Source organism: Streptosporangium sp. NPDC049078 (assembly GCF_040648855.1).
Lineage (GTDB): Bacteria > Actinomycetota > Actinomycetes > Streptosporangiales > Streptosporangiaceae > Streptosporangium.
Map to the genome: position 1 here is coordinate 520,465 of NZ_JBEZEL010000001.1, position 12,746 is coordinate 533,210.

Genomic DNA, 12,746 nt, shown 5'->3' on the forward strand with positions numbered 1-12,746 from the left:
ATCGTACTACTTGATGATCTTGGTCACTCGACCCGCACCGACGGTGCGGCCACCCTCACGGATGGCGAACTTGAGACCGTCCTCCATCGCGATGGGCTGGATCAGCGCGACGTTCATCTCCGTGTTGTCGCCGGGCATGACCATCTCGGTGCCCTCGGGGAGGTTCACCACGCCGGTCACGTCGGTCGTACGGAAGTAGAACTGCGGGCGGTAGTTGTTGAAGAACGGGGTGTGGCGGCCGCCCTCGTCCTTGCTCAGGATGTAGACCTGGGCCTCGAACTCGGTGTGCGGGGTGGTCGTGCCCGGCTTGATGATGCACTGGCCGCGCTCGACGTCCTCGCGCTTGATGCCGCGCAGGAGCAGACCGACGTTGTCACCCGCCTGACCCTCGTCGAGGAGCTTGCGGAACATCTCGACACCGGTGACCGTGGTGGTGGTCTTGGTCTCCTTGATGCCGATGATGTCGACGGTCTCGTTGACCTTGACGATACCGCGCTCGATACGGCCGGTGACGACCGTACCGCGGCCGGTGATCGAGAAGACGTCCTCGATCGGCATGAGGAACGGCTTCTCGGTCTCACGGGTCGGCTCGGGGACGTTCTCGTCCACGGCGGTCATGAGCTCGATGATCGAGTCGCCCCACTTGGTGTCGCCCTCAAGCGCCTTCAGCGCCGAGACGCGGACGACCGGCAGGTCGTCGCCGGGGAACTCCTGGGCCGAGAGAAGCTCGCGGACCTCGAGCTCGACGAGCTCCAGGATCTCCTCGTCGTCCACCATGTCGGACTTGTTGAGGGCGACGACGATGTAGGGGACGCCGACCTGGCGGGCCAGGAGGACGTGCTCCTTCGTCTGCGGCATCGGGCCGTCGGTGGCGGCGACCACGAGGATCGCGCCGTCCATCTGAGCCGCACCGGTGATCATGTTCTTCACGTAGTCGGCGTGACCGGGGCAGTCCACGTGGGCGTAGTGGCGCTTCTCGGTCTGGTACTCGACGTGCGCGATGGAGATCGTGATACCACGAGCCTTCTCCTCGGGCGCCTTGTCGATCTTGTCGAACGGGGTCGCCTCGTTGAGGTTCGGGAAACGCTCGTGGAGCACCTTGGTGATCGCCGCGGTCAGAGTGGTCTTGCCGTGGTCGATGTGCCCAATGGTGCCGATGTTTACGTGCGGCTTGGTCCGCTCGAACTTGGCCTTGGCCACTGCTCTCTCCTTAGAGATTCTGACGTGACTTGCGTCTTCATATTCGGGATTGGGGAGGCCGGTCCCTCTCGGAACCGGCCGGCGAGAAAGCTCTCGCCCCGCACCCCTCCGGTGGCGGGGCGACGATCTCCTCGCCTCCCACACCCGGAACAGCGCTGGGGCCTGCTCGCCCCGCACCCCTCCGGTAGCGGGGTGACGATCTCCTCGCCTCCCACACCCGGAATGGTGCTGGACTTACTCGCCCCGCACCCCTCCGGTGGCGGGGTGACGATCTCCTCGTTACCCGCACCCGGAATGGTGCTGGACTTACTCGCCCCGCACCTTCGCGACGATCTCCTTGGCGATGTGCGCGGGCACTTCGGCGTAGGAGTCGAATTGCATGCTGTAGCTCGCACGCCCCTGCGTCTTGCTACGGAGGTCTCCCACGTAGCCGAACATCTCAGAGAGCGGCACGAGCGCCTTGATGATCCGGGCGCCGGAGCGCTCGTCCATCGCCTGGATCTGCCCGCGGCGACCGTTGAGGTCACCGATGACATCACCCATGTAGTCCTCGGGCGTGGTGACCTCAACGGCCATCATCGGCTCCAGGATTACGGCGTCCGCCTTGCGCGCGGCCTCCTTGAAGGCCATCGAGCCAGCGATCTTGAAGGCCATTTCGGACGAGTCCACCTCGTGGTAGGCACCGTCCTGCAGGGTGACCTTGACCCCGACCATGGGGTATCCGGCGAGAACACCGAACTCGGCCGCCTCCTGGGCGCCCGCGTCGACCGAGGGGATGTACTCCCTCGGGATGCGGCCACCGGAGACCTTGTTCGAGAACTCGTAACCGTCGTTGCCCTCGCCCAGCGGCTCAATGTCGATGATGACCTTGGCGAACTGGCCGGAACCACCGGTCTGCTTCTTGTGGACGTAGTCGACCTTCTCCACCTTGCGGCGGATGGTCTCCCGGTAGGCCACCTGAGGCCGGCCGATGTTGGCCTCGACCTTGAACTCGCGGCGCATCCGGTCGACGAGGATCTCCAGGTGGAGCTCGCCCATACCCCAGATGACCGTCTGCCCGGTCTCGTCGTCACGACGGACCTGGAAGGACGGGTCCTCCTCGGCCAGACGCTGGATCGCGGTGCCCAGCTTCTCCTGGTCACCCTTGGTCTTGGGCTCGATGGCGACGCTGATGACCGGCGCCGGGAAGTTCATCGACTCCAGGACCACGGGGTGAGCCGGGTCCGACAGGGTGTCACCGGTGGTGGTGTCCTTCAGACCCATCACGGCGACGATCTGACCGGCCACGGCCGACGCGCGCTCTTCGCGCTTGTTGGCGTGCATCTGGTAGATCTTGCCGATCCGCTCCTTGCGGCCCTTCACCGAGTTGGTCACCGCGGTGCCGGTCTCGAGCGTGCCCGAGTAGATGCGGATGTAGGTGAGGCGGCCGAGGTGCTGGTCGCTCATGATCTTGAAGGCGAGCGCGGAGAACGGCTCGTTCACGTCCGCGTGACGCTCGATGACCTCGTCTTCCTTGCCGACCGCGTGGCCCTTGAAGGCCGGGATGTCGATCGGGGCGGGAAGGTAGGCGACGATCGCGTCGAGCAGGGGCTGAATGCCCTTGTTCTTGAACGCGGTGCCGGTCAGGACCGGGTTGATGGCGCTGGCCAGCGTCGCGCGGCGGATGGCCGCGACCAGCTGCTCCTCGGTGGGCTCGACGCCCTCCAGGAAGAGCTCCATCAACTCGTCGTCGTTCTCGGAGACCGTCTCGATGAGCTTGTCACGCCACTCGCGAGCGGCCTCGGCGTGCTCGGCCGGGATGTCGACGACCTCGTACATCTCGCCCTTGGCCGCCTCGGCGCTCCAGAGCAGACCCTTCATCTTGACCAGGTCGATGACGCCCTTGAAGTCGGCCTCGACGCCCCAGGGAAGCTGAAGCACCGCGGGGGTCGCGTTCAGGCGGCTGATCATCATGTCGACGCAGCGGTGGAACTCCGCGCCGACCCGGTCCAGCTTGTTGACGAAGCAGATCCGGGGCACTTCGTAGCGGTCGGCCTGACGCCAGACCGTCTCGGACTGCGGCTCGACACCGGCGACGCCGTCGAACACGGCGACGGCACCGTCGAGGACGCGGAGCGAGCGCTCCACCTCGATCGTGAAGTCCACGTGGCCCGGCGTGTCGATGATGTTGATCGTGTGGCCGAGCCATTCGCAGGTCGTGGCAGCGGAGGTGATGGTGATACCACGCTCCTGCTCCTGCTCCATCCAGTCCATCGTGGCTGCGCCCTCGTGGACCTCACCGATCTTGTAGTTGATACCGGTGTAGAACAGGATGCGTTCGGTCGTCGTGGTCTTGCCCGCGTCGATGTGGGCCATGATCCCGATATTACGGACCTTGGCCAGGTCAAGAGCGGTCGTGGTGGCCACTTCTCTCGCGTCCTCGTCGTCTCGTCGAACCCGCTGTTACCAGCGGTAGTGGGCGAAGGCCTTGTTGGACTCGGCCATCTTGTGGGTGTCCTCGCGCTTCTTGACGCTTGCGCCGAGGCCGTTGCTGGCGTCGAGCAGTTCGTTCATGAGGCGCTCGGTCATGGTCTTCTCGCGGCGGGCGCGGGAGTACTGCACCAGCCAGCGCAGGGCCAGGGTGGTGCTACGCGTCGCGCGCACCTCGACCGGGACCTGGTAGGTCGCGCCACCGACACGGCGGCTGCGGACCTCAAGGGTGGGCTTGACGTTGTCCAGCGCGCGCTTCAGGGTGACGACCGGGTCGTTGCCGGTCTTCTCCTTGGCGCCTTCGAGAGCGCCGTACACGATGGACTGGGCGATGGAGCGCTTGCCGTCCAGGAGCACCTTGTTGATGAGCGCGGTGACCAGGGGCGAGTTGTGAACCGGGTCAGCCATGAGCTGACGACGGCCAGGAGAACCCTTGCGAGGCATTCTTACTTCTCCTTCTTCGCGCCGTAACGGCTACGGGCCTGCTTGCGGTTACGGACACCCTGGGTGTCGAGCGAGCCGCGGATGATCTTGTAGCGAACACCCGGCAGGTCCTTCACACGGCCACCACGGACGAGCACGATGGAGTGCTCCTGGAGGTTGTGGCCGACACCGGGGATGTAGGCCGTGACCTCGATGCCGTTGGTGAGCCGGACACGCGCGACCTTGCGGAGCGCGGAGTTCGGCTTCTTCGGGGTCGTGGTGTAAACGCGCATGCAGGTGCCGCGTCGCTGAGGGCTGGCCTTGAGCGCCGGAGTCTTGGTCTTTGTGACCTTGTCCTGGCGGCCCTTGCGGACCAGCTGCTGAATCGTGGGCACCGCGTCTCCGTTCGTGCTAGCCGGTAATTCGAATGTGGTGCATTTTGCAGGTGCTGCCGGTGTCATGACCTGCGGTTCTTTCATCCCCTCCGACCCACGCGGTCGGGCGTGTCGCGTAAGTTTCGCGCCACATCCCGGTTAAGGCCGGTCCGGTGGAGGAGGCCATACGGCGCCTCTGCCGACCCCTCATCGGGAAACTGGCGACGCGCACGCATGAAGACCCATGAAGACATGGGCACGAAGGGAAAGACTACCCAGCCCAACGCAACACGTCAAAACGGCTGCACTCGCCAGGCGTCGGCGTTCGTGTCATGACTCCCGCGATCGGTTTCCGACCGACCGCTTCCGGGTCCGTGTCGAGTTTACCCGGCGCGAAGCACTTCTCCGGCCGTTCTCCGCATTAACGTGTGGCTTTCGCCGCAACATTCCGGTCAAGAAAGGTCCACATCCCCAGCTATCGGGTCAGCGGGCAGGAAAGGCGACGGTACCGGAGGGAAAGCGACGGCGCCCGGCCCCCTTGAAGGGGACCGGGCGCCGTCTGCGACCACTCTGCCGTCAGCGACCGCTCAGCGGTCGTGCCGTTCAGCGGTTGTACTGACCGAAGTCGTACTCCTCCAGCGGCACGGCCTCGCCGGAGCCCGAACCGAAGGTGTAGTCGGCCGCGGAGCCGTCGTAGCCGCCGACGGTGTACATGGCGGCCTTCGCCTCCTCGGTGGGCTCGACCCGGATGTTGCGGTACTGGGGCATGCCCGTACCGGCCGGGATGAGCTTTCCGATGATGACGTTCTCCTTGAGACCGAGCAGCGAGTCCGACTTGGCGTGGATCGCCGCGTCGGTGAGCACTCGGGTCGTCTCCTGGAAGGACGCCGCGGACAGCCAGGACTCGGTGGCGAGCGAGGCCTTGGTGATGCCCATCAGCACCGGGCGTCCGGAGGCCGGCGTGCCGCCCTCCGCCACGCACTCGCGGTTGATCCGCTCGAAGCGCGGCCGCTCGACGAGCTCACCGGGCAGCATGTCGGCGTCGCCGGACTCCAGCACGTTCACGCGCTTGAGCATCTGCCGCACGATGATCTCGATGTGCTTGTCGTGGATCGACACACCCTGCGAGCGGTACACCTGCTGGACCTCCGCCACAAGGTGCAGCTGCACGGCCCGGGGGCCGAGGATGCGCAGCACCTCGTTGGGGTTGACCGCACCGGCGATCAGCTGCTGGCCGACCGTGACGCGCTGCCCGTCGGAGACGAGCATGCGCGACCGCATCGACACGGGGTACGCGACCTCCTCGGAACCGTCGTCCGGGACGATCACGATCTTCCGGGTCTTGTCGGTCTCGTCGATGCGGACCCGGCCCTCGGCCTCGCTGATCGGGGCGACGCCCTTGGGGACGCGCGCCTCGAAGAGCTCCTGCACACGGGGCAGACCGTGGGTGATGTCGGCGCCCGCCACACCACCGGTGTGGAAGGTCCGCATCGTCAGCTGGGTGCCGGGCTCGCCGATCGACTGGGCGGCGATGATGCCGACCGCCTCGCCGACGTCCACGAGCTTGCCGGTCGCGAGCGAACGGCCGTAGCAGGTGGCGCAGACACCGATCTTGGCCTCGCAGACGAGGGCGCTGCGGGTCCTGACGGTCTCCACCCCGGCCTCGACCAGCGCGGTGACGTGGATGTCGTTGATGTCGACACCCATCGGCGCGATGATCTTGCCGTCCACCTCCACGTCCTCGGCGAGGATGCGGCCGTGCACGTTGCTCTCGGCGTTCTCCGCCTTGACCAGGTTGCCCTGGGCGTCGCGGTCGGCCACGTGCAGCGGGACGCCACGGTCGGTGCCGCAGTCGATCTCGCGGACGATGACGTCCTGCGCGACGTCAACCAGACGACGGGTCAGGTAACCCGAGTCGGCGGTCCGCAGCGCGGTGTCCGCCAGACCCTTCCGCTGACCGTGGGTGGAGATGAAGTACTCCAGCACCGACAGACCCTCGCGGAACGAGGCCTTGATCGGACGCGGGATCGTCTCACCCTTGGTGTTGGACACCAGGCCACGGATGCCGGAGATCTGCCGGACCTGCATCAGGTTTCCTCGGGCGCCCGACTGGACCATCATCCAGACCGGGTTGGTCTTCGGGAACGCCTTCTGCATGTCGTCGGTCACGTCACTGGTCGCGTGCGTCCAGATCTCGATGAGCTCCTGACGGCGCTCCTCGTCCGTGATCAGACCGCGCTCGTACTCACGCTGGACCTTGTCGGCCCTGCGCTCGTACGTCTCCATGATGTCGGCCTTGTTCGGCGGCGCGATGACGTCCTCGATGGAGATCGTCACACCGGCCCTGGTCGCCCAGTAGAAACCGGCGTCCTTGAGGGCGTCGAGCGCCGCGGCGACCTCGACCTTGGGGTACTTCTCGGCGAGCTCGTTCACGATGACCGAGAGCTGCTTCTTGCCGACCTGCGAGTTCACGTACGGGTAGTTCGCCGGCAGGGTCTGGTTGAACAGGCAACGACCCAGGGTGGTCTCCAGGCGGTAGCTGTCACCCGCCTCCCAGCCCTCGGGAGCGGCCCAGCCGCGGGGCGGCGGGACGTCTCCCTTCATCCGGATCTGGATCAGCGACTGGATGTCCAGCTCGCGGCGGTCGAAGGCCATGAGCGCCTCCGACACCGAGCCGAAGACCCGGCCCTTGCCGACACCGTTCTCGTCCTCGTCCTTGAGCGTGGTCAGCGAGTAAAGACCGATGATCATGTCCTGGGTGGGCATGGTCACGGGCTTGCCGTCGGCCGGCTTGAGGATGTTGTTCGTCGACAGCATCAGGATGCGGGCCTCGGCCTGCGCCTCGGCCGACAGCGGCAGGTGCACGGCCATCTGGTCACCGTCGAAGTCCGCGTTGAACGCGGTGCAGACGAGCGGGTGGATCTGGATGGCCTTGCCCTCGACCAGCTGCGGCTCGAAGGCCTGGATGCCCAGGCGGTGCAGGGTCGGCGCGCGGTTGAGCAGCACGGGGTGCTCGGTGATGACCTCTTCGAGGACGTCCCACACGACCGGCCGGGCACGCTCGACCATCCGCTTGGCCGACTTGATGTTCTGCGCGTGGTTCAGGTCGACCAGGCGCTTCATCACGAACGGCTTGAAGAGCTCCAGGGCCATCTGCTTGGGCAGACCGCACTGGTGCAGCTTCAGCTGCGGGCCGACGACGATGACCGAACGGCCGGAGTAGTCGACTCGCTTGCCCAGCAGGTTCTGGCGGAACCGGCCCTGCTTGCCCTTCAGCATGTCGCTGAGGGACTTCAGGGGGCGGTTGCCGGGACCGGTGACCGGGCGGCCACGGCGGCCGTTGTCGAACAGCGCGTCGACGGCCTCCTGGAGCATCCGCTTCTCGTTGTTCACGATGATCTCGGGGGCGCCGAGGTCGAGAAGTCGCTTGAGGCGGTTGTTCCGGTTGATCACCCGGCGGTACAGGTCGTTCAGGTCCGAGGTCGCGAACCGGCCACCGTCGAGCTGCACCATCGGGCGCAGGTCCGGCGGGATGACCGGGATGCAGTCGAGGACCATCCCGTTGGGCGAGTTGCGGGTGTTCAGGAACGCCGACACGACCTTGAGACGCTTGAGTGCGCGGGCCTTCTTCTGGCCCTTGCCGCTGCGGATCGTCTCGCGCAGGTTCTCGGCCTCAAGAGCGAGGTCGAAGTTGGTCAGACGCTCCTGGATCGCCTGGGCGCCCATGCCGCCGCGGAAGTAGCGGCCGAAACGGTCGCGCATCTCGCGGTAGAGCAGCTCGTCGCCCTCAAGGTCCTGGACCTTGAGGTTCTTGAAGCGGCTCCAGACCTCGTCCAGCCGGTCCAGCTCGCGCTGGGCCCGGTCGCGCAGCTGCCGCATCTCACGCTCGGCGCCCTCCCGGACCTTGCGGCGCTGGTCGCCCTTGGCGCCCGCGGCCTCAAGCTCGGCCAGGTCGCTCTCCAGCTTGCGCTGGCGAGCCTCGATGTCGGCGTCACGACGCTGCTCGATGTGCTGCCGCTCGACGGAGATCTTCGCCTCCAGCGACGGCAGGTCACGCTCGCGCATTTCCTTGTCGACGTGCGTGATCATGTAGGCCGCGAAGTAGATGACCTTCTCAAGGTCCTTCGGGGCCAGGTCGAGCAGGTATCCCAGCCGGGACGGGACACCCTTGAAGTACCAGATGTGCGTGACGGGCGCGGCCAGCTCGATGTGGCCCATCCGCTCACGACGCACCTTGGCGCGGGTCACCTCGACGCCACAGCGCTCACAGATGATGCCCTTGAAGCGGACGCGCTTGTACTTACCGCAGTAGCACTCCCAGTCGCGAGTCGGACCGAAGATCTTCTCGCAGAAGAGTCCGTCCTTCTCGGGCTTGAGCGTCCGGTAGTTGATGGTCTCCGGCTTCTTCACCTCGCCGTGCGACCACTGGCGGATATCGTCGGCGGTCGCGAGGCCGATCCGAAGCTCGTCGAAGAAGTTGACGTCGAGCACTATGTAATCCCCTCCTCAGCTTCTAGATCAGACCTCTTCGACGCTGCTCGGCTCACGCCGGGACAGGTCGATGCCGAGCTCTTCCGCGGCGCGGAAGACGTCCTCGTCGGTGTCGCGCATCTCGATGGACATGCCGTCGCTGGAGAGCACCTCGACGTTCAGGCACAGCGACTGCATTTCCTTGATGAGCACCTTGAACGACTCCGGGATGCCCGGCTCGGGAATGTTCTCGCCCTTGACGATCGCCTCGTAGACCTTCACGCGGCCGAGGACGTCGTCGGACTTGATGGTGAGCAGCTCCTGCAGGGCGTAGGCGGCACCGTACGCCTCCAGCGCCCAGACCTCCATCTCACCGAAGCGCTGGCCACCGAACTGGGCCTTACCGCCGAGCGGCTGCTGGGTGATCATGGAGTACGGACCGGTCGAGCGAGCGTGGATCTTGTCGTCGACCAGGTGGAGCAGCTTCAGGATGTAGATGTAGCCGACCGAGATCGGGTGCGGGAACGGCTCCCCGGAACGGCCGTCGAACAGCTGGGCCTTTCCGTTCGCGCCGACCATCCGCCCGCCGTCCCTGTTGACCAGGGTGTTGTCGAGCAGACCGATGATCTCTTCCTCGTTGGCACCGTCGAACACCGGCGTGGCCATGTTGGTGCGCGGGTCGACCTCGGCGAAGCCCTTGTCGCGCAGCCGCTCGGCCCACGCCTCCTGGATGCCGCTGATGTCCCATCCTCTGGCGGCGATCCACCCGAGGTGGGTCTCCAGCACCTGGCCGACGTTCATTCGGCCGGGCACGCCCAGGGGGTTGAGGATGATGTCGACGGCCGTGCCGTCCTCAAGGAACGGCATGTCCTCGACCGGGAGGATCTTGGAGATGACGCCCTTGTTGCCGTGCCGGCCGGCCAGCTTGTCGCCGTCGGTGATCTTACGCTTCTGGGCCACGTAGACGCGGACCAGCTCGTTGACGCCGGGGGGGAGCTCGTCGCCCTCCTCGCGGCTGAACACGCGCACCCCGATGACCTTGCCCTGCTCACCGTGCGGCACCTTCAGTGAGGTGTCACGGACCTCGCGGGCCTTCTCACCGAAGATCGCGCGCAGCAGGCGCTCCTCGGGGGTCAGCTCGGTCTCGCCCTTGGGCGTGACCTTTCCGACAAGGATGTCGCCGGGGACGACCTCGGCGCCGATGCGGATGATGCCGCGCTCGTCGAGGTCGGCCAGGACCTCCTCGGAGACGTTCGGGATGTCCCGGGTGATCTCCTCGGGGCCCAGCTTGGTGTCACGGGCGTCGACCTCGTGCTCCTCGATGTGGATCGAGGACAGGACGTCGTCCTGCACCAGACGCTGGGAGAGGATGATCGCGTCCTCGTAGTTGTGGCCCTCCCACGGCATGAACGCCACGAGGAGGTTCTTGCCCAGGGCCATCTCGCCCTCGTCGGTGCAGGGACCGTCGGCGACGACCTGGTTCACCTCGATCCGGTCGCCTTCGGCGACGATCGGCTTCTGGTTGAAGCAGGTGCCCTGGTTGGAACGCTTGAACTTGGCGACCCGGTAGGTCGTACGGGTGCCGTCGTCGTTCATCACCGTGACGTAGTCGGCGGAGACCTCCTCGACCACGCCCGCCTTGTCGGCGGTGATGACGTCGCCGGCGTCGGTCGCGGCACGGTATTCCATGCCGGTGCCGACCAGCGGCGCCTCGCTCTTGAGCAGCGGCACCGACTGGCGCTGCATGTTGGAGCCCATGAGCGCGCGGTTGGCGTCGTCGTGCTCCAGGAACGGGATCATCGCGGTCGCCACGGACACCATCTGGCGTGCCGAGACGTCCATGTAGTCGACCTCGGTGGCGCGCAGGGACTCGAACTCCCCGCCCTTCCTGCGGACGAGCACGCGCGACTCGAGGAACGTTCCGTCGGAACCGATGGGCGTGTTCGCCTGGGCGATGACGTGCCGGTCCTCCTCGTCCGCGGTCAGGTAGTCGACCTGGTCGGTGACCCGGCCGTCGACGACCTTGCGGTAGGGGGTCTCGACGAACCCGAAGGAGTTGACCCGGCCGAAGGAGGCCAGCGAGCCGATCAGACCGATGTTCGGTCCTTCCGGCGTCTCGATCGGGCACATGCGACCGTAGTGCGACGGGTGAACGTCACGGACCTCGAAACCGGCCCGCTCACGGGACAGACCACCGGGGCCCAGCGCGGACAGACGACGCTTGTGCGTCAGTCCGGCGAGGGGGTTGGTCTGGTCCATGAACTGGGACAGCTGGGAGGTGCCGAAGAACTCCTTGATCGACGCCACGACCGGGCGAATGTTGATCAGGGTCTGCGGCGTGATCGCCTCGACGTCCTGGGTCGTCATCCGCTCGCGGACGACGCGCTCCATGCGGGCCAGGCCCAGGCGGACCTGGTTCTGGATGAGCTCGCCCACCGTACGGAGACGGCGGTTGCCGAAGTGGTCGATGTCGTCGGTCTCGACGACGATCGGACCGTTCGCGCCGGGCATCTCCGTCTCGCCGGCGTGGAGCCGGACGATGTATTCGATGGTGGCGACGATGTCGTCCTCGGCGAGCGTGCCCTGGGTGATCTCGCTGTCGACCCCGAGCTTCTTGTTGATCTTGTATCGGCCGACCTTGGCGAGGTCGTAGCGCTTGGAGTTGAAGTACAGGTTCTCCAGCAGCGTCTGCGCCGACTCCTTGGTCGGGGGCTCGCCCGGGCGCAGCTTGCGGTAGATGTCGAGCAGAGCGTCGTCCTGGCCGGCCGTGTGGTCCTTCTCCAGGGTGGCGCGCATCGACTCGTACTGACCGAAACGCTCAAGGATCTGGTCGCTGGTCCAGCCGAGCGCCTTGAGCAGCACGGTGACGGCCTGCTTGCGCTTGCGGTCGATGCGGACACCGACGCTGTCGCGCTTGTCGATCTCGAACTCGAGCCAGGCGCCCCGCGAAGGGATCACCTTGCATCCGTAGAGGTCCTTGTCCGAGGTCTTGTCGACACTGCGGTCGAAGTAGACGCCCGGGGACCGGACCAGCTGGGAGACGACGACACGCTCGGTGCCGTTGATGATGAACGTGCCCTTACCGGTCATGAGCGGGAAGTCGCCCATGAACACGGTCTGGCTCTTGATCTCACCAGTGGTGTTATTGATGAACTCCGCCGTGACGAACATCGGGGCGGAGTAGGTCATGTCCTTGTCTTTGCACTCATCGACTGAGTACTTGGGCGGCTCGAACCGGTGATCGCGGAACGACAGGGACATGGTCCCGGAGAAGTCCTCGATGGGACTGATCTCCTCAAAGATCTCTTCGAGGCCCGACTGGGCCGGAACGTCCTTGCGCCCGGCCTGGCGAGCCGCCTCGACCCGCCCCTTCCACTTCTCGTTGCCGAGCAACCAGTCGAAGGACTCGGTCTGAAGAGCGAGAAGGTCAGGAACTTCTAGCGGCTCCTGAATTCGTGCGAAAGACACACGACGGGGACCGGCGGGTACGGCGGAGGCGTTGCGCGAGGCTGCCAACAGATGTCCTTCCGAGGGCTCGCGGCGGACTGACTACACGCACGCCAGACGACCATGCATCAGAGCACCAAAAGAAGCGGGTCGTCAAAGGGCAGCGCAAAGGGGCAGTGTAGCCGAACGGCATACACCTGTCCACTTCAGTCTCGCTGCAAGCTCCACGTTGGTCGCAGCATCGCCCGTCAGAGCCGAAACGTCAAGCCCGGGAGCCGACATTTCGACAGGGAAACAGCCGAGACCCTGGGAGTTTTCCCACCGAGCGACCTGCGTACACCACCACAGCGGAGACAATGCCCG

6 protein-coding genes are annotated in these 12,746 nt (G+C 65.8%); all 6 read right to left on the reverse strand.

Features of this window, described 5'->3' with window-relative positions:
• Positions 1-6: 6 nt before the first annotated feature.
• Positions 7-1,200, reverse strand: a complete 1,194-nt coding sequence (gene tuf / locus AB0B90_RS02185; RefSeq protein ID WP_350943265.1) for an elongation factor Tu — start codon at positions 1,198-1,200, stop codon at positions 7-9.
• A gap of 306 nt (positions 1,201-1,506) precedes the next feature.
• Complete coding sequence (gene fusA, locus AB0B90_RS02190; protein WP_350943264.1) at positions 1,507-3,606, reverse strand: elongation factor G; 2,100 nt, start codon at positions 3,604-3,606, stop codon at positions 1,507-1,509.
• Between the two features lie 36 nt (positions 3,607-3,642).
• A complete protein-coding gene (gene rpsG / locus AB0B90_RS02195) occupies positions 3,643-4,113 on the reverse strand; it encodes a 30S ribosomal protein S7 (protein WP_350943262.1) in 471 nt (156 codons plus the stop codon).
• A 2-nt stretch (positions 4,114-4,115) separates the two neighbouring features.
• Entirely contained in the window at positions 4,116-4,487 is a 372-nt protein-coding gene (rpsL, locus tag AB0B90_RS02200; RefSeq protein ID WP_012887826.1) for a 30S ribosomal protein S12, read from the reverse strand.
• A gap of 582 nt (positions 4,488-5,069) precedes the next feature.
• On the reverse strand, positions 5,070-8,957 hold the full coding sequence (locus AB0B90_RS02205; protein WP_350943261.1) for a DNA-directed RNA polymerase subunit beta': 3,888 nt from the start codon (positions 8,955-8,957) through the stop codon (positions 5,070-5,072).
• A 27-nt stretch (positions 8,958-8,984) separates the two neighbouring features.
• Entirely contained in the window at positions 8,985-12,452 is a 3,468-nt protein-coding gene (gene rpoB, locus AB0B90_RS02210) for a DNA-directed RNA polymerase subunit beta (RefSeq protein WP_350943260.1), read from the reverse strand.
• Positions 12,453-12,746 lie beyond the last annotated feature (294 nt).